This window comes from Nocardioides agri (assembly GCF_013778305.1).
In the GTDB taxonomy this organism is placed as follows: Bacteria; Actinomycetota; Actinomycetes; order Propionibacteriales; family Nocardioidaceae; genus Nocardioides; species Nocardioides agri.
In genome coordinates, this window is record NZ_JACEIC010000001.1 from 368,088 (window position 1) to 385,582 (window position 17,495).

General features: G+C 74.2%; 12 protein-coding genes. 10 read left to right on the forward strand and 2 right to left on the reverse strand.

Annotation, left to right across the window (positions count from 1 at the left end):
* Position 1 precedes the first annotated feature (1 nt).
* Positions 2-3,412, reverse strand: coding sequence for a BTAD domain-containing putative transcriptional regulator (locus HZF07_RS01955; RefSeq protein WP_157346562.1), 3,411 nt, complete (start codon positions 3,410-3,412; stop codon positions 2-4).
* Between the two features lie 84 nt (positions 3,413-3,496).
* Between HZF07_RS01955 and HZF07_RS01960 the strand changes: the two genes are divergently transcribed.
* The 10 genes from HZF07_RS01960 to HZF07_RS02005 all read left to right on the forward strand — a co-directional run bounded on the left by HZF07_RS01960 (position 3,497) and on the right by HZF07_RS02005 (position 16,669).
* Positions 3,497-4,261, forward strand: a complete 765-nt coding sequence (locus tag HZF07_RS01960) for a hypothetical protein (protein WP_157346564.1) — start codon at positions 3,497-3,499, stop codon at positions 4,259-4,261.
* A 16-nt stretch (positions 4,262-4,277) separates the two neighbouring features.
* Complete coding sequence (locus HZF07_RS01965; RefSeq protein WP_157346566.1) at positions 4,278-6,104, forward strand: sensor histidine kinase; 1,827 nt, start codon at positions 4,278-4,280, stop codon at positions 6,102-6,104.
* Complete coding sequence (locus HZF07_RS01970; RefSeq protein ID WP_157346569.1) at positions 6,101-6,742, forward strand: response regulator; 642 nt, start codon at positions 6,101-6,103, stop codon at positions 6,740-6,742. Before HZF07_RS01965 ends, HZF07_RS01970 begins: the two co-directional genes overlap by 4 nt.
* Positions 6,743-6,798: 56 nt before the next feature.
* Entirely contained in the window at positions 6,799-9,870 is a 3,072-nt protein-coding gene (locus tag HZF07_RS01975) for an FtsX-like permease family protein (protein ID WP_157346571.1), read from the forward strand.
* 5 nt (positions 9,871-9,875) lie between these two features.
* Positions 9,876-10,763, forward strand: coding sequence for an ABC transporter ATP-binding protein (locus HZF07_RS01980; RefSeq protein WP_157346573.1), 888 nt, complete (start codon positions 9,876-9,878; stop codon positions 10,761-10,763).
* Positions 10,756-11,424 (forward strand): ABC transporter ATP-binding protein, encoded by a 669-nt coding sequence (locus HZF07_RS01985; RefSeq protein ID WP_157346575.1) that lies wholly within the window; start codon positions 10,756-10,758, stop codon positions 11,422-11,424. Before HZF07_RS01980 ends, HZF07_RS01985 begins: the two co-directional genes overlap by 8 nt.
* A gap of 35 nt (positions 11,425-11,459) precedes the next feature.
* On the forward strand, positions 11,460-11,897 hold the full coding sequence (locus tag HZF07_RS01990; protein ID WP_157346577.1) for an NUDIX domain-containing protein: 438 nt from the start codon (positions 11,460-11,462) through the stop codon (positions 11,895-11,897).
* 107 nt (positions 11,898-12,004) lie between these two features.
* On the forward strand, positions 12,005-13,927 hold the full coding sequence (gene dxs / locus HZF07_RS01995; RefSeq protein WP_157346579.1) for a 1-deoxy-D-xylulose-5-phosphate synthase: 1,923 nt from the start codon (positions 12,005-12,007) through the stop codon (positions 13,925-13,927).
* Positions 13,908-15,173: a hypothetical protein gene (locus HZF07_RS02000; protein ID WP_157346581.1), complete on the forward strand. Its 1,266-nt coding sequence runs from the start codon at positions 13,908-13,910 to the stop codon at positions 15,171-15,173. The genes dxs and HZF07_RS02000 overlap by 20 nt, the downstream gene beginning before the upstream one ends.
* 14 nt (positions 15,174-15,187) lie before the next feature.
* Positions 15,188-16,669 carry an amino acid permease gene (locus tag HZF07_RS02005; RefSeq protein WP_157346583.1) on the forward strand — a complete coding sequence of 494 codons (1,482 nt, stop codon included), beginning with the start codon at positions 15,188-15,190 and terminating at the stop codon, positions 16,667-16,669.
* 90 nt (positions 16,670-16,759) lie between these two features.
* Here HZF07_RS02005 and HZF07_RS02010 read toward each other — a convergent pair whose 3' ends face one another.
* A complete protein-coding gene (locus HZF07_RS02010; RefSeq protein WP_157346585.1) occupies positions 16,760-17,386 on the reverse strand; it encodes a hypothetical protein in 627 nt (208 codons plus the stop codon).
* Positions 17,387-17,495 lie beyond the last annotated feature (109 nt).

A 17,495-nucleotide genomic window follows, 5' to 3' on the forward strand; every position in this document is an offset into this window, starting at 1 on the left:
GTCAGACGCCGAGCCGCTCCCGCTCGCGGACGCACCAGTCCCGGGCGAGCGGGACGGCCCAGGCCTCGCACTGGCTGACGGCCTGGTCGGCGTGCCGGGCGGTGAGGTCGTCCTGGCCGGCCGTGTGCGCGGCCATCGCGAGGAACATGTCGACCGGCCCGATGGCGCTGCCGGTGCCCGCGCAGGCGAACTGCCCGGTCAGGCCGACGAGGCGCTCGTACGCCGCCGCCGCGAGGTCAGGGTCGCTGAGGTGGCTGGCGGCCTCGGCGATCATGCTCCAGGCCATGGGGGAGTACCACGTGTCGACGCCCAGCGCCCGGTCGAGGTGCTCGCGGTGGCTCGACAGGTAGGCACGCGCGTCGTCCAGGCGACCGAGCCGGCACAGGATCACCAGCACGGGTGGCGCGGTGTTGACCAGACCGTCGACCGGCATCGTCTCGAGCGCGGCCAGCACGTCGGCCTCGCCGCCCTGCCACAGCGCCTGCATCATCAGCGCACCGGCGATCGACTCCTGGGCTCCCGGGATCGTGACGACCTGGCCGATCTCGCCCATCTCGCCGATCCGCTTGGCGACGCCGTCGAAGTCACCGCGCAGCGCCAGCCACGACACCTCGATCGAGTCGAGCACGAGCTGGGCGTAGACGTGCCGGATGCGGTCGGCCTCCGCCCGGCCCTCGACCAGGCACTCGTCGAGGATGGCCACCTCGCCGAGCTCGCCTGCCGCCTCGGCGCGCAGCGCGAGGGCCGAGACCAGGCCGACGGCGTCGCCGCGCTCGCGGGCGATCTGCGCGGCCTCGGTCATCATGTCGAGGCGCTCGCGTGCGTTGGCCCCGCGCCAGATCGCGATCACGGCGCGGATGAGGATGTTGACGAGCAGGCCAGGGTCGCCCAGGCGGCGTGCCATCGCGACCGCCTCCTCGGCGAGCGCCTCGCGCTCCTGGGGGCTGGCACCGTAGTAGATCTCGCCCGCCAGCGACACCATCACCCGGCAGCGCCGGGCCTCGTCGTCGGCCGGCAGCCGGTCGAGCGCACTGCGCAGCGCGGCGACGATCACGTCGTCGACGCCACCGCCTCCGGGGGTCCAGAGGGCGCCGGTGCTCGTCATCGCGCCGGCCCGGATCAGCAGGTCGATGTCATCCGCGTCCTCGGCCACCTCGATCGCCTCGTGGGCGACCTCGCGCAGCTCCATCCAGCGGCCGGCGCGACGGAGCACGTCGGCGAGGTCGTTGAGCACCCCGAACCGGTCCGCGGGGGTGGAGGCGGCGTCCTCGTCCTGGGCGTTGAGCGCGTGCTCGAGCATCTCGAGCGCCTCCACGTAGGCGAACACCGCGGTCGCCGAGCGCGCCGCCGCCTGCGCGGCCGGCCACGCCTGCGCGACGTAGCGCGGTCCGGCGGAGAGCCAGTGCCGCGCGACCTCGGTCTCGCGGTGCGCGCGACCGGTCAGCGCCTCGGCGGCGCGGGCGTGCACACGCGCGCGCCGGGACTGCGGCAGCCCGCTCAGCACGGTGTCGCGGACCAGCGCGTGGTTGAAGCGGAACCGGTCGATGCCGTCCTCGGCCACCAGCCCGGCCTCGATGGCGGGGTCGAGCAGGTCGAGCGCGGCGTCGTCGTCGACCCGCGCCACCTCCGCGAGCGTCCCGAGGTCGAAGATCCGGCCCAGCACGCTGGCCGTCTGCAGCAGGTCCTGGGTGCCCTCGTCGAGGTGGGCGAGCCGGCGGGTCAGCACCTCGTGGACCGCTGCCGGCGGGCGACCCTCCGCGACCAGTGCCGCGAGGTCGCCGTCCTTGGCCAGACGCGCGTACTCGACGAGGAAGAACGGGTTGCCCTCGGTCCGCTGCCGCAGCGTGTCGGCGTCGGTGTCGCCGGGATCGGTCTCCGCCACCTGGGCGAAGACCTGGGCCGCGGCCTCGGCGGAGATGCCCCGCAGCTGGAGCCGCAGCGCGTGCTTGCGGGCGAGCGCCTCCGCGACCTCGGCGAGCGCGCCCGTCGGCACCGGGTGCTCCCGCCAGGTCGCCACGACCAGCAGCCGGACCGGGCTCTCCTGGGCGACCGCCTCCGTGAGCAGCCGGAGCACCCGCAGGCTCGAGGTGTCCGCCCAGTGCAGGTCGTCGAGCACGAGCAGCAGCGGACGCTTCTCGGCGGCGGCCAGCACGGTCTGGACGACGCTCTCCCACGCCCGGAACGCCGCGCCCTCGTCGTCGCCGTCGGCGGCGGAGGGGAGGGCGGACCCGAGCCGCTCGAGCACGGTGGCCCACGGCCACAGCGCCGGCGCGCCGTCGTCCTGCGAGCAGCGGCCCCACGCGATCGAGACACCCAGGCTGTCGGCGTACTGCGCGAGCTCGATCGAGAGCCGGCTCTTGCCGATGCCGGGCTCGCCGGTGAGCGCGACGAACGCCGGGGACGACCCGGCGCCCGCGACCACCCGGTCGACGAGCGCGGTCAGCGCCGCCAGCTCCTCGTCCCGACCGGCGAGCGACCACGGCCACAGGGAGGGAAAGGGCAACGGCGCCTGGGCCTCTGCCTCGACCGTCGCCGCGGCGGGCGCCGGGACGGGCGCCGGGACGGGCGCCGGCGTCGCCGGGGCAGGCGCGGGCACGGCGGCGCTCGTCTCCTGGCGCAGCACGGCCGTCTGCACGGCGCGCAGCTCGGGGCCCGGCTCGAGCCCGAGCTCCTCGTCGAGGACGTCGCGGACCTCGCGGAGCACCGCGAGCGCGTCGGCCTGGCGCCCGGAGGCGGCCAGCGCGAGCGCGCGCAGGGCCCAGGCGCGTTCGCGCAGCGGATGGGCGCGGGTGAGCGCGTCGAGCTCGGCCGCGACCGTGGCGTGCAGCCCGAGCAGGATGCCCACCGCCGCGCGGTCCTCGCTGGCCAGCACGCGCAGCTCCTCGAGCCGCGCCCGCTCGCCGGCGGCCGCGGCGACCTCGCCGAGCTCGGCGAAGGGCACCCCGCGCCACAGCGCGAGCGCCTGCTCCAGCGACGCGTAGAGCTCGTTCAGGCCGCCGGCGTCGGGGGAGCCGGACGGCAGGGGCCGTCCGTGGCACAGGGCATCGGCCACGGGCGCGACCAGGGCGTGCGCGGACGCGACCGCGGTCTCGAACGCGACCGTGTCGAGGTCGGAGTCCGAGACGCGGAGCGCGTAGCCCGGCTGCTCGGTGACCAGCAGCGTCCCGCCGCCGCGCGTCGTACGGCCCGGCTCGAGCGCCCGGCGCAGGCCGGCGACGTAGCCCTGCAGGGTCCCGGACACCCCGGGTGGTGGCGCGCCGTCCCAGACCAGGTCGGCGAGGGTGTCGACCGAGACCGCGCGGCCGCGGTGCAGCGCGAGCGCGGCCAGCAGGGCGCGCTGCTTGGGGCCGCCGAGGGTGACCGGGCCGGAGTCGTCGGCGGCCACCGTGGTGCCGAGGACGCCGATCCGCATGGCCGCAGGCTATCGGGGTGCCGGGACACGGTCAGGACATTCCGGCGATGTCACCAGGACAGGGGGCGCGGCACCGTCGTCGCCATGATGATCGACACCGAGACCACCGTCCCTCCGACCACCACCCCGCCCAGGCCGCTGCGGCGGATCGCCATCGGCGTCGCCGGCTCCCTGGCCGCGGCGCTGCCGACGGTCTGGACCGTCAGCATGATCCGGTTCCTGGCGACCGGGGAGCTCTCCGGGCACCGCTACCACCAGCTCACCGGGCAGGGCCTGCTCCTCACCACCCTCTGGCTGCTCGCCGTCGTGCCGCTGATCGGGGCCGCCTGGCGGGGCCGCCGCCCGTCGTCCGCCGCCGGGATCCTGCACCTCGCGTTCGTCGGCACGGGTGCCGGCTGCGCGGCCGCGGCCACCGGCGGCGGCGCCCCCGCCCTGATGGTCGTGGTCGCGGTCACCGGCGGTCTGCTCTGGCTCGCCCTGCCGCGCCGGCCGCTCCTCCGGCTGCCCGTGCGGGTGGACCCGGTGCTGATGCCGCTCGCCCTCGTCACCGGCGCGCTGTGCACGCCGTACGTCCTCGACCAGATCGACCTGCAGAACGCCGCGAGCGGCCACCACGCGCAGAACCCGCACTACTTCGACATGGCCTGGCTCGTCTGCACCCTCGTCGTGATCGCCGTCGCGGCAGCGGCCGTGCCCGCCGTACGCCGCCTCGGTGTGCTCGCCGGCGCCGGGTTCGCCTGGACCGGCGCGATGGGCCTCCTGCTCGACGTGGACCGGACCTGGTCCGGGCTCGTCCTGGTCGCCGGAGCGGTCATCGCGCTCGTCTCCGCCCGGCCCGGCCGCGGCTGATCTAGGATCACGCGCCATGTCGAGCACCCGCGTGGCGGTCGCCGTCGCGTCGCTCGCGGGGGCCATGTCCGTCGCCGCCGCCGTCCTCGTCGCCGACTGGTCGGACCATCCGGACCTGCCGGTCGACGTGGCCATCGGCCTCGCCTACTCGGCCGCCGCCGTCCTGGTGCTCTCGGGCACCGGCGGCCGGCGGATCGGGTGGCTGCTGCTCGGCATCGGCGGCTGCGGCGCCACGGCGGCGCTGGGCTCCGCGCTCGGTGCCGAGTCCGTCAACGAGTGGATCTGGGTGGGCGGGTTCGTCCCGCTGATGACGCTCGTCCCGCTGCTCTACCCCGACGGGTCGCTGCCCAGCCCGCGCTGGCGCCCGTGGGTCGCGACCTCGATCGTCGGCATGGCCCTGCTCGCGATCGGGTCGGGGACCTACCCGAGCGACGGCGCGCAGGTGGCGTTCCTCGCCGGGGCCGCGCTGCTCGTGCCGTCCGTCGTCGCCGGCGTCGCCGCGCTCGCGGTGCGGTGGCGCCGGGCCGACGGGCTCGTGCGCCGTCAGGTCCAGGTGCTGCTCGTCCCGGCCCTGCTGCTGGTGCTCGACACGGCGCTGCAGGGCTGGCTGCCCTGGCCCGTCAACGCCCTCACCCAGGCAGCCGCCACCGCGCTCGTGCCGATCGCGATCGGCGTGGCGGTGACCCGGCACCGTCTCTACGACCTCGACCTCGCCGTGTGCCGGGCGATCGGCGGGGTGAGCCTGGCGGTCTGCCTCGCCGCGATCTACGTCAGCCTCTTCCTGCTGCTCGCAGCGGTGCTGCCCGGCGGCCCGACCCTTGCCGCCGCCACGGCCGCGGCGGTCTGCGGGCTGCTGCTGCACCCGCTGGGCGTGCGGCTCAACCGGGGCGTGGACCGCATGTTCTACGGCGACCGCGCCGACCCGGCCAAGGTGCTGGAGGCGACCGCCGCCGCGCTCCGCGACGACCTCGGCGAGGTGCCCGAGCGGGTCTGCGCGGTGCTGGTGGACTCGCTGCGGCTCGGCTCGGCGACCATCGTGCTCGACGACCTCGGAGGCAGCGGCTTCCCCCTGCGGCACCGCGGCGACGTCGTCGGCACGCTGCTGGTCGAGCCGCGGGCGGGCGAGCCGGCCGTCACCGGTCGCGACGCGGACCTGCTCGTGGTCGTCTGCGACCAGGTGGCACCGGCGATCGCGGCGCTGCGGCTCTCCGAGCGGCTCCAGCACAGCCGGTCCGCGCTCGTCACCGCGCGGGAGGAGGAGCGGCGCCGGCTGCGGCGCGACCTGCACGACGGCGTGGGGGCCGCGCTGGCCGGCGTACGCCTCCAGGTGGAGACGGCGCGGGACCTGGTCGCGGACCCGGTGCCCGAGGGCCTGCTGCGGTCGGCGGCGGCCGGGGTGGCGGCCGCCGTGGACGACGTGCGCGCGATCACCGACGACCTGCGGCCGGCGGCGCTCGACGACCTCGGGCTGGCCGCCGGCCTGCGCGGCCTCGCGGACCGGATGTCCACGCCGGGCACGGCGATCGAGGTCTCGGCCGACCTGCCGGCCGCGCTCCCGGCCGCGGTCGAGGTCGCCTGCTACCGGATCGCGGCGGAGGCGCTGGCCAACGCGGTCAAGCACGCGCGGGCCGGCCGCGTCCTGCTCCGGGTGTCCGCGACGCCGCGGCTGGTGACCCTGTGCGTCGAGGACGACGGCACCGGCCTCCCCGATCGGGTCCGCGCCGGCGGGCTCGGTCTGGAGTCGATGCGCCAGCGCGCCGAGGAGATCGACGGGCGGCTCGAGGTCGTGCGCACCGCCACCGGCACCCGCGTCCACGCCGAGCTGCCCACGGAGGCACGATGACCCGGATCCTGCTGGTCGACGACCACCCGCTCTTCCTCGACGGCGTCCGGGCCGCGCTCACGGGTGCGACCGACCTCGAGGTGGTCGGGGAGGCGCACGACGGTGCGGGCGCGATCGCGATGGCGGCCGAGCTCACGCCGGACGTGGTGCTGATGGACCTCAACCTGCCCGACCTGTCCGGCGTCGAGGCGACCTCTCGGATCCTCTCCACCTCGGCCGACGTGCGGGTGCTGATGATGACGATGAGCGCCGACGACGACGCGGTCGTGGCGGCGATGCGGGCCGGGGCGCGCGGGTACGTCGTCAAGGGCGCTGGCCGCGACGACCTCCTGCACGCGATCCGCACGATCGCGGCCGGGGGAGCGGTCTTCAGCCCGACCGTCGCGGACCGGCTCGGCCGGTTCTTCAGCGGCCTGGCGACCGGCGGCGGCCGGGAGGCGTTCCCCCAGCTCACCGAGCGCGAGCGCGAGGTGCTCGACCTCGTGGCGCGCGGCCTCGAGAACCGCCGGATCGCGCGCGAGCTCTTCCTCTCCGACAAGACCGTGCGCAACCACGTCTCCAACATCCTCGCCAAGCTCGGCGTCGCCGACCGCTCCGAGGCGATCGCCCGCGCCCGGGCTGCGGGGCTCGGCGACTGACCGGTCAGGTCGTGAGAAGGTAGGCGGCGGTCTGAGCGAGGAAGACGGGTGAGTGCGTGAAGCGGTGGCGGTACCGGCCGTTCCAGGCGGTCGCGGTCGTGGCGCTCGCTGCGCTGATGACGGCGTGTGCGGCGTTCGCGCCGCTCTACTACCGCGCCATGCAGCAGACGCTCACCCACAGCGTGCTCGCGGGGGCGCCGGCCATCACCAGCAGCCTCCAGCTCACCGCCACCCGCCCGTCGGACTTCGACCCGTCGCGCAGCGTCGTCCCGCCTGAGATCGTCGCCGACCAGCTCGACGACACGTACCGCGACAGCTTCCTGCCGCCGGTGCTCGGCTACAACGGGGGCGCGACGGTGCTCGGCGTCACGCCCGGTGTGTTCGGTGCCGTGATCTGGCGGTCCGGTCAGTGCGACCACGTCGAGATCGTCAAGGGCTCCTGTCCCGAGGCGGCCGGGCAGGTCGCCGTCAGCGTCGCCGACGCGAAGAACTTCGGCTTCGAGCCGGGGACGACCCTCGACGTGAGCGGCATCCCCGGCGTCGACGGCCAGTCGGGCTCGGTCGAGCTGGAGGTGGTCGGCACCTACCGGCCGTCGCCGGACGACGACTTCTGGCTCGGCCAGACGCCGACCGGGCGCTCCGGCGCGCCCGGTCCCGGACTCTCCGGCGCCGTGCAGCACGACTGGTGGCTCACTCCGCGGGAGACGTTCGAGGACCCCGGCCTGGGTGTCGACACCCAGCAGTCGACAGCGGCGTACGGCGTGGACCTCGACGCCGTCGGCGTAGCCGAGATGCTGCAGTTCAACGACATGACCGACGCGCTGGCCCGGGTCGACCTGGGTGAGGGCATGGGTGACTTCGCGGCGGACACGGGCCTCGACGCCCTCGCCGACAACGTGCAGAAGCAGATCGACCAGTCGCGCGTGACGGTGCCGCTGCTGCTGGCCCAGCTCTTCCTGCTCTCGGTGGTGGTGCTGTGGCTGGTGCTGATGGCGATCACCGAGCAGCGTCGCCCCGAGGTCGCGCTGGCCCGGCTGCGCGGTCACAGCCGCCGGGGCGCTCGCCGGCTGCTGCTCGCCGAGCTGGTGCCGATCACGCTGCTGGCGGTGCTGCCCGGCGCGGTGCTCGCGTACGCCGCGACCTGGGTCGTGGGCGGCGCGCTGCTCCCGGACCCGTTGGTCGTCGAGCTGCGGTGGCCGTTCGTCGCGGCGGTCGTGCTGGCCGCGGTCGTGCTCGCGGGCGTCACCCTGCTCGCCTCGCGGCGGGTCGCGAACGAGCCGGTGGAGCGGCTGCTGCGCCGAGTGCCGCCGCGGCGCGCGCGCTGGGCGCTCGGCACCGGTGAGGCGGTGCTGGTCGCCGGGGCGGGCGCGATCACCGTGGTCTTCGCCGTCGGTGGCCTCGACGGGCCGGTCGCCCTCGCCGCTCCCGGCCTGATCGGCGTGGTGGTCGGCGTGGTGCTCGCGCATCTGACGACCCCCACGGCGGCAGCGACGGGTCGCCGGATGCTCGCCCGCGGTCGGGTGCGGGGCGGCACGAGCATGCTCGACGCCGCGCGCAGCCCGGCGACCCGCCGGATCATCGCGATCGTGACGATCGCCTCCGCGCTCGTGGTGTTCTCGGCCGACGCCTTGGTCATCGGCCAGCGCAACCGGGCCAGCGCCGCGAAGCAGGAGGCGGGCGCCCCCATGGTCGCGGAGCTCGCGGGCACCGACCTGGCGTCGGTCCGGACCGCGCTGGAGGAGGTCGACCCGACCGGGAAGCGGGCCACTCCGGTCCTGCGCATCCAGCCTCCCGGTGACGGCGCGTCGGGCACGCTTGCCGTCGTGCCCGAGGCGTTCACCGACATCGCGCTCTTCCCGGGCGGTGCACCCGACGCGTCGGTGTGGTCGCGGCTGGCCGCGCCCGACGTGGAGCCGATCGTGCTGACGGGCGACGCGCTCAGTGTCGACCTGACCGACTCGACGCTCCGGTCGGTGCGCGCGGACGGCACCCCGACGCCGGTGACGGTCGGCTTCGACCTCGTGCACGCCAGCGGCCAGACCCTGCACATGGAGCTCGGGGAGCTGCCGGTCGGGGCTCGCAGCGCCACCCTCGGTCGCACCGTGAGCTGCACCGCGGGCTGCATCCTCACGGGCATCTGGTTCAAGACCTTCCCCGCTGCCGGGATGAAGGGCCGAGTGACGTTCTCCCACCTGGTGGCCGAGCCCTCCGGCGCGGCCGTCCCGCTCGGCCCGGCCGACCAGTGGGCGCCGTACTCGGCGACCGCCTCCGGCTCGATGGAGCCCTCGTCGACGACGCCGGACGACCTCACCATCGAGCTCCGCAATGGCGGGGTCGCCGAGATCACGCTCAACCACGCCTGGGTGCCGACCCTGGTGCCGGCGCTGGCCTCGGGCGCTCTTCCGCCCGGCTCGTCCGGCAACGAGTTCGGCATGACCGGCATCGACGGCGAGGTGCAGGACGCCGCTGCCGTGGGCACCCTGGACGCCGTGCCCGGCTCCCCGCCGAACACGATCGTCGCCGACCTCGAGACCCTTCAGCGAGGTCGCCAGGTGAGCTCGATCGGCCAGCTCTCCGTGTGGTTCGCCGAGGCCGACCAGCAGCTGCTCGACGACACGACCGAAGCGCTCGCGGACCACGGCGTCGCGGTCGTGGATGCCCGCACCGTGGCCGACGTCCGGCGGTCGTACGACGAGTCGGCGGCGGCGTGGAGTCTCCAGCTGGCTGCGTTGGTGGGGGTGTTGGCGGTGTTGATCGAGCTGTTGGCGTTGGTGGTCAGCGCGGCGAGCGGGTGGCGGGGGCGGACCCGGGACCTGGCGGCGTTGCGGATGAGTGGAGTGGGGCGTCGGTCGATCCGGTCGATGGCGGTGGCGGCGCAGATGCCGGCAGTGCTGGTCGGTGTAGTGGCCGGGACGGTGTCGGGTCTGCTGGGTGCGCGCTTGGCGATGCCGTTGGTGCCGTTGTTCGCGACCGCGCCGGAGGTCTCGACGTTGGACCTGGACACCGCGTTCGGGGCGGTGCTCGTCGCGGTGGGTGTCTCGCTGGTGGTGCTGGGCCTGGGCAGCGTGGTGATCGGTCGGGCGCTGGCGGGACGGGCCCGGTTGCAGCGGCTGCGGGAGACGATGTGAGCGCGATGACGACGGCGACGACCGTGCCGGCCGAGCCCGCGGGGCTGCGGGTGACCACGCACGGGTTGGTGCACATCTACCGCTCCGAGGGCCACGAGGTCGCGGCCCTGTCGGGGGTCGACCTCGAGGTCGGTGCGGGGGAGATGGTCGGGCTGCTGGGGCCCTCGGGTGCGGGGAAGTCGACCCTGCTGAGCCTGCTGGCCGGGGTGTTCCGGCCCAGCGCCGGGAAGGTGTTCGTGGGCGCGACCGAGCTGTCCGCGGCGACGCCGCGCGAGCTGGACGCGCTGCGCGCGCGGCGGGTCTCGCTGATGCTGCAGGGCGCGGGCCGCAACCTGCTGCCCTACCTGACCCCCATGGAGAACGTCCGGTTCGCCCAGCGCACCGCCCGCCGCTCGGGCCGGGGGGTGGAGCTGCCGGAGCCGGTGGACGTGCTGGCCGGTGTCGGGCTGGAGCGTGAGGTCGACCGGCCGTTGGCCGAGCTCAGCCCCGGGCACCTGCAGCTCGCGGCGCTGGCGGTGGCGATGGCGGCGCGGCCCGGGCTGCTGCTGGCCGATGAGCCCACCAGCCAGCTCGAGCACGCCGCCCGGGACCTGGTGCTGGAGCGGATGGCGACGCTGAACCGGGACCTGGGCACCACGGTGGTGCTGGTCACCCACGACCCGGACGTGGCCTCGTTCCTGCCGCGCACCATCACGATCCGCGACGGTCGGGTCGGCGGGGAGGGGCGCAGCGGGGAGGAGTTCGCGGTCGTCACCCCAGACGGGTTCTTGCCGTTGCCGCCGCACGTGCGGGAGGACCTGCTACCCGGCACGCTGGTGCGCTTCCACCTCGTCGACGGCCAGTACCTGCTGCTCCCCGAGACCGGGGGCGCGGAAGGGGTCTCCGATGTCTGAGCTGGTCGCGCGAGACCTGAAGGTGCGCTACGGCGAGCACGTCGCGCTCGACCTCGCGTCGCTCGGCGACCTGGTCGTCCGGCCCGGGCAGCTGCTCGCGGTCACCGGGCCGTCCGGCGCCGGGAAGTCCACGCTCCTGTGGGCGCTCGCAGGCGCGCTGCGGCCCACCCGCGGCGAGGTTGGCCTGGACGGCACGTTCATCACCGCCCGGGAGCAGGCGGCCCGCCTGGACGTCTCGATCGTCCCGCAGGGCAACGGGCTGGCCTCCTCGCTCACCGCGACCGAGAACGTGCTGGTGCCGCTGCTCTCCGCCGGCGTCGAGCCTGCCGAGGCCGCCGCCCGCAGCGACCAGGCGCTGGCGCTGGTCGGTCTGGAGGAGAGCGGCAACCACCTCATCGAGGAGCTCTCCGGTGGCCAGCAGCAACGCGTCGCGCTCGCCCGCGCCTTCGCCGCCCAGGCCAGGGTGCTGCTCGCCGACGAGCCGACCAGCGACCTCGACGCCGCCAACCGCGAGCGCATCGTCACCGCCCTGCGCGCCGAGGCCTGGCGCGGAGCCATCGTCGTCATGGCCACCCACGACCCCCAGGCCGCCGAGCAGACCGACGGCGAGCTCCACCTCGACGAAGGCACCGGCACCTGGACGCGGCCGCTCCCGGCCTAGCTCCGCAGCCGGGGCGTGCCGCTAGCGTGGCACGCATGCACCGGTTCGCGTCCGTCCTGCTCGTGGACCACCGTGGCTGGCTGCTGCTGCAGGAGCGCGACGAGCACCCGGTGATCGACCCCGAGCGCTGGGGCCTGGTCGGCGGCCACGTGGAGGACGGCGAGGAGTACGAGGCGGCCGCCTACCGCGAGCTGGCCGAGGAGACCGGCGTCCGGCTGCCGCCCGGCGCGCTGCGCCTCTGGCGCGAGGTCGAGGTCTTCCACGACGCCTACGGCACCCTCGACGCCACCCAGGTCTGGGTCGCGGCCGTCGACCTGACCGACGCCGACATCGTCGTCGGCGAGGGCCGCCAGATCGTCTTCGTCGAGCCCGAGGTCGCGCGGCAGCTGGAGCGCACCGCGGCCGCCACCACGATCGTGCCGGACTTCCTCGACTCCGAGGACTACCGCCGCCTCACCGACGAGCACGCATGACCTGGCTCACCGGCCCGGCGAGCGGGAGCACGAAGGGCGCTGAGGCCGGCGCCCGGGCGAGCCGGCAATCGCGGCTGTCGACCTCTGAACCCTTAGACTCGACGGCTATGGGCATTCTCGACTCGATCGCGTCCCCACGGGACCTGCGCGACCTCAGCGACGCTCAGCTCGAGGCCCTCGCGACGGAGATCCGCGACGTCCTGATCCGCACCGTGGCGACCAACACCGGCCACCTGGGGCCCAACCTGGGCGTCGTGGAGCTGACGTTGGCGATCCACCGGGTCTTCGACTCCCCGACCGACCGCATCGTCTTCGACACCGGCCACCAGTCCTACGTGCACAAGCTCGTCACCGGTCGTGCCGCGACGTTCGGCACCCTGCGCCGCGAGGGTGGCGTCAGCGGCTACCCGAGCCAGGCGGAGTCCCCGCACGACATCGTCGAGAACTCCCACGCCTCGACCGCGCTCAGCTACGCCGACGGTCTCGCGAAGGCCTACACCGTGCGTGGCGAGGACCGGCACGTGGTGGCGGTCATCGGTGACGGCGCCCTCACCGGCGGCATGGCCTGGGAGGCGCTCAACAACATCGCGATCGCTAAGGACAGCCGGCTCGTCATCGTCGTCAACGACAACGGCCGCTCCTACACGCCCACCATCGGCGGCCTCGCGACCGCGCTGACCACGCTGCGCACCAACCCGCGCTACGAGCACGTGCTCGACATGGTCAAGCGCCGCCTCAACGCCGTGCCGGGCGTCGGCCCCGCGGCGTACGACGCCCTCCACGCGATGAAGAAGGGTGTCAAGGACGCCCTCGCGCCGCAGGGCCTCTTCGAGGACCTCGGCCTCAAGTACGTCGGCCCCGTCGACGGGCACGACCGCGCCGCGATGGAGCACGTGCTCGCCCAGGCCAAGCGCTTCAACGGCCCGGTGATCGTGCACGCGCTCACCCGCAAGGGCTACGGCTACGACCCGGCCGAGCGGCACGAGGCCGACCAGTTCCACGCCCCGGGGCCGTTCGACGTCCAGACGGGCGCGGAGAAGCCGAAGGGCCGGATCTGGACCGACCACTTCGCCGACACGATGGTCGAGCTCGGTCAGCGGCGGCAGGACGTCGTCGCGATCACCGCGGCGATGACGCACCCGGTGGGCCTCGACAAGTTCCAGGCGCGCTTCCCCGACCGCTTCTTCGACGTCGGCATCGCCGAGCAGCACGCCGCGACCTCGGCCGCGGGGCTCGCGATGGGCGGGCTGCACCCGGTCTTCGCCGTCTACGCGACCTTCCTCAACCGCGCCTTCGACCAGGTGCTGATGGACGTCGCGCTGCACAAGTGCGGCGTGACCTTCGTGCTCGACCGCTCCGGCGTCACCGGTGACGACGGCGCCAGCCACAACGGCATGTGGGACATGTCGATCCTGCAGGTGGTTCCCGGCCTGCGGCTCGCCGCGCCGCGCGACGCCACCCGGATGCACGAGCTCGTCAACGAGGCGGTCGAGGTCGACGACGCCCCGACCGTCGTGCGCTTCCCGAAGGGCCCGCCGCCCGCCGACATCGAGGCGGTCGGCACCGCCGGTGGCGCCGACGTGCTCGTGCGCAACGGCACCAAGGACGTCCTGGTCGTCGCGGTCGGCTCGATGGCGACCGTCGCGGTCGGTGTCGCCGAGCGGCTGGTGGCGCAGGGGATCGGCGTGACCGTCGTCGACCCGCGCTGGGTCAAGCCCGTCGACCCCGCGATCATCGACCTCGCCCGCGAGCACCGGCTCGTGGTCAGCATCGAGGACAACGGCGAGACCGGCGGCTGCGGCGCCGTCCTCCTGCAGACGCTCAACGCCGCGGGCGTGCACACCCCGTTCCGCCTGCACGGCATCCCGCAGGAGTTCCTCGACCACGCCAAGCGGGACGCCATCCTCGAGCGCATCGGGCTCACCCCGCAGGCCATCGCGCTGTCCATCGTCGAGGAGATGGGCATCGTGGGGGACATGACCTCGCTCCCCGCCGGTCACTCCTCCCTCGATGTCGAGAGCACGACCTGACCGACGCCCGATAGCGGCCCTGCTCGCCCTCGGCGTGCTGGTGGCCGCCCTGGTCGGCTGCAGTGACGACGCCCCGGCGCCGGGTCCCGACGCGGACGCGACCGCCCCGGCCGACGTCGCGGCTGCGGTCCGGGCCGCGCTGGAGACCCGCGCGGCCGCCGTCCGCGACGGCGACGCGGAGGCGTTCCGGCGTACCGTCGGCGGCAGCCGCGCCTTCCGGGCCGAGCAGCAGACGTGGTACGCCAACCTCACCCAGCTTCCCGTCGGCCGCCTCCGCTACCGCCTCGATCCGGCCAGCCTGGTGCGGGACGGCGACGGCTACTGGGTGACCGTCACCCAGGTGCTCCAGCTCGACGGGTACGACGCCGCGCCGGTGACCAGCCCGGACCGCTTCCGCTTCGGGCCGGTGAGCGCCGCCGGCCGGGCGCGGCTGACCTCGGTGACCGATCCGGAGTGGGAGGCCGCCCACGACGTGCAGGCGCAGCCGTGGGACCTCGGCCGCATCGACGTGCGCGAGGGCTTCGGCGTGCTCGGGGTGTTCGACGCCGGCTCGGTGGGTGCGGCCGACGCCATCGTCGCGTCCGTGGAGACCGGGATCAGCGACGTGTCGGCCTGGGTGCCCTACGACTGGTCGCGGCACGTGGTCGTCTACGCGCTGTCGGACCCGACGTTCCTGCAGGGCCTCGAGGACGTGCCCGGCGACGACCCCGGCGACCTGGACGCGGTGTCCTTCCCGGCGGGCGAGGGCACCCGCTTCGTCCTCAACCCCCGCGTGCTGGGCCGCTCCGAGCCGGAGGTGGACCGGCTCGTGCGGCACGAGCTCACCCACGTCGCGGTCGGGACCCACGACGACGCCGCGCCGGTCTGGCTCTCCGAGGGCCTTGCCGAGTGGGTGTCGGTGCGGCCGATCCCGCCGGAGGAGCGTCGGCTCCCCGACAGCGCGCTGAAGGCCGCCGAGCGGGGCACCGTGCGCGACCTGCCGGACGACCGGACGTTCAACGACGACGACTCCCAGGCGCACTACGGGCTGGCCTGGTGGGCCGTGGAGAGCATCGCGAACAGCTACGGCGAGCAGGCGCCCTGGACGCTGCTGGACGCCGTGTCCGTCCCGGGCGCTGACGTGGGCTCGGTCGTGCGCGACCAGCTCGGCCTGACCACCCGCGAGCTCGCCCAGCAGGCCGTGCTGCTGATCCTGGCGACGTACGCCGCTCCCGGAGCCGGGCTGGTTTCGCCGAGCCCTACGTAGGACAGTGTGGGGTCATGGACGTGCTGAGGACCAAGTCGATCGAGCAGAGCCTGGCCGACACCGACGAACCGGACTACCAGCTCAAGAAGCGGCTGGGGGCCCTGGACCTCACGGTCTTCGGCATCGGCGTCGTGATCGGCGCCGGCATCTTCACGCTCACCGGGCGGGTGGCCAGGGACTACGCCGGGCCGGGCGTGGTCTTCTCGTTCATCCTGGCGGCGATCTGCTGCGCGCTGGCGGCCCTGTGCTACGCCGAGTTCGCCTCCACGGTGCCGGTCGCAGGCTCGGCGTACACCTTCTCCTACGCGACGCTCGGCGAGCTGATCGCCTGGATCATCGGCTGGGACCTGATCCTCGAGCTGATGCTCGGCGCCTCGGTGGTGGCGCAGGGCTGGAGTGCCTACTTCGTGATCTTCCTCGATGAGCTCGGCATCACCTGGCCGGCCGGCATCGGGCCGTCGGAGGGCTTCCAGTGGGACCACGTCAACGTGCCGGCGCTGCTGCTGGTCGCGATCCTGACGACGCTCGTCGCGTTCGGCATCAAGGAGTCGATGCGGGTCAACCTCGTCCTCGTCGCGGTCAAGCTCTTCATCGTGCTGTTCGTGATCGTGGCGGGCCTGTTCTACGTCTCCGGCGCCAACTACGACCCGTTCATCCCGCCGGCCGCCGACCCGATCTCCGCCAGCGGCATCCACCAGCCGCTGATCCAGTGGGCCTTCGGCATCGAGCCGCAGACGTTCGGCGTGCTCGGCATCATCTCCGCGGCGTCGGTGGTGTTCTTCGCCTACATCGGCTTCGACGTCGTCGCCACCACCGCCGAGGAGGCCCGCAACCCGCAGCGCGACCTGCCGATCGGCATCCTCGGCTCGCTGGCGATCTGCACGCTGCTCTACGTCGCGGTCGCCCTGGTGATCACCGGCATGGTGCCCTACGACCAGATCGACCCCGCCGCCGCGCTGGCGACCGCGTTCCGCGACGTCGGCCAGAGCGGCTACGCCACGCTGATCGCGGCCGGCGCGGTCGCCGGTCTCACGACGGTCGTGATGACGCTGCTCATCGGCGCGATCCGGGTGATGTTCGCGATGAGCCGCGACGGTCTCATCCCGCACGGCTTCGGCCGCACCAACCCCGCGACCGGCACGCCGGTGCGGATCACGATCACGATCGGCGCGATCGTGGCCGTCGTGGCGTCGTACACCCCGATCGGCAAGCTCGAGGAGATGGTCAACATCGGCACGCTCACGGCGTTCGCGCTCGTGTCGCTCGCGGTGCCGGTGCTCCGCAAGAGCCGGCCGGACCTGAACCGGCCGTTCCGGGTGCCGCTGAGCCCGTGGCTGCCCTTCCTGTCCGCGCTGGTCTGCCTCTACCTGATGGTGAACCTGTCCATCGAGACCTGGCTGCGGTTCGTGGTCTGGATGCTGCTCGGCTTCGTCATCTACTTCGCCTACGGCCACGGCCACAGCCGGGTGCGCCGGGAGGAGAAGGCGAGCGTCTGAGCCGGCTGTCTGTCGTCGAGTGACGCCAAACGGCCCCCGGGAGCAGCTCCCAGGGGCCGTTTCACGTCGCTCGACGGCAGATCGGGCGGCTCAGCCCTCCTTGCGGGCCACGATCTGGCCGAGCACGGCGTACCCGATGCAGAGGTGCGCGGCGCCGACGAAGCCGGCGACGGTGCCGCCGAAGATGCCGTACGCCGGCACGGAGACGACCGCCCAGCTCTCGGCCACCAGCGGCCAGAAGCGGGACACGCCGCGCCAGCGGCCGGCGATGGCGATCCGGATGCCGATGAAGAACATGCCCATCATCGAGAGCGGCCAGGTGAGGTCGAGCAGCAGCCACCCGGTCTGGTCGAGGTCGGAGACGCTGATGCCGTCGACGAAGGTCGAGCAGATCGCGAGCGAGAGCAGGACCCCCTCGAGCCGCAGGAAGAAGCGCGCCACGCGGCCCTCGCCGAGGGCCTGGGTCTGCCACAGCACGGTGAGCAGCCCCATCACGCCGATCTGGAAGAGCCCGGAGGCGAGCGAGAAGACCGCCTCCTCGGTGGCGCCGTGCGGGTCGGAGCCCATCACGACCATGGCGAGCGCCCACGACAGGGCGCCGGCCGTCAGCAGCATGCCGCGCTTGCGGAAGGGGCGGGTCGGGCGGGTGGTGCCGGAGACCGCCGCGGGACGGCGGACGTCGGTGCGGGCAGCTGCGGGAGTCTGCTCGATGGTCATCGTTCCTCCTGGTCTGGGGGACGGCACCCTTGCCGTCCGATGACCCGAACACTCCCGGGGCAGGCGCCCCGGGCAGCAGGGAGCGGCGTCCCTCGTCCGGTCCCTCGCC

Excerpts from the sequence above, each read along its gene's own strand:
- HZF07_RS01955 (WP_157346562.1), bottom strand. The coding sequence starts at position 3,412 with ATGCGGATCGGCGTCCTCGGCACCACGGTGGCCGCCGACGACTCCGGC.
- HZF07_RS01965 (WP_157346566.1), top strand. The coding sequence starts at position 4,278 with ATGTCGAGCACCCGCGTGGCGGTCGCCGTCGCGTCGCTCGCGGGGGCC.
- HZF07_RS02000 (WP_157346581.1), top strand. The coding sequence starts at position 13,908 with ATGTCGAGAGCACGACCTGACCGACGCCCGATAGCGGCCCTGCTCGCC.
- HZF07_RS01960 (WP_157346564.1), top strand. The coding sequence starts at position 3,497 with ATGATGATCGACACCGAGACCACCGTCCCTCCGACCACCACCCCGCCC.
- HZF07_RS02005 (WP_157346583.1), top strand. The coding sequence starts at position 15,188 with ATGGACGTGCTGAGGACCAAGTCGATCGAGCAGAGCCTGGCCGACACC.
- dxs (WP_157346579.1), top strand. The coding sequence starts at position 12,005 with ATGGGCATTCTCGACTCGATCGCGTCCCCACGGGACCTGCGCGACCTC.
- HZF07_RS02010 (WP_157346585.1), bottom strand. The coding sequence starts at position 17,386 with ATGACCATCGAGCAGACTCCCGCAGCTGCCCGCACCGACGTCCGCCGT.
- HZF07_RS01970 (WP_157346569.1), top strand. The coding sequence starts at position 6,101 with ATGACCCGGATCCTGCTGGTCGACGACCACCCGCTCTTCCTCGACGGC.
- HZF07_RS01990 (WP_157346577.1), top strand. The coding sequence starts at position 11,460 with ATGCACCGGTTCGCGTCCGTCCTGCTCGTGGACCACCGTGGCTGGCTG.
- HZF07_RS01985 (WP_157346575.1), top strand. The coding sequence starts at position 10,756 with ATGTCTGAGCTGGTCGCGCGAGACCTGAAGGTGCGCTACGGCGAGCAC.
- HZF07_RS01980 (WP_157346573.1), top strand. The coding sequence starts at position 9,876 with ATGACGACGGCGACGACCGTGCCGGCCGAGCCCGCGGGGCTGCGGGTG.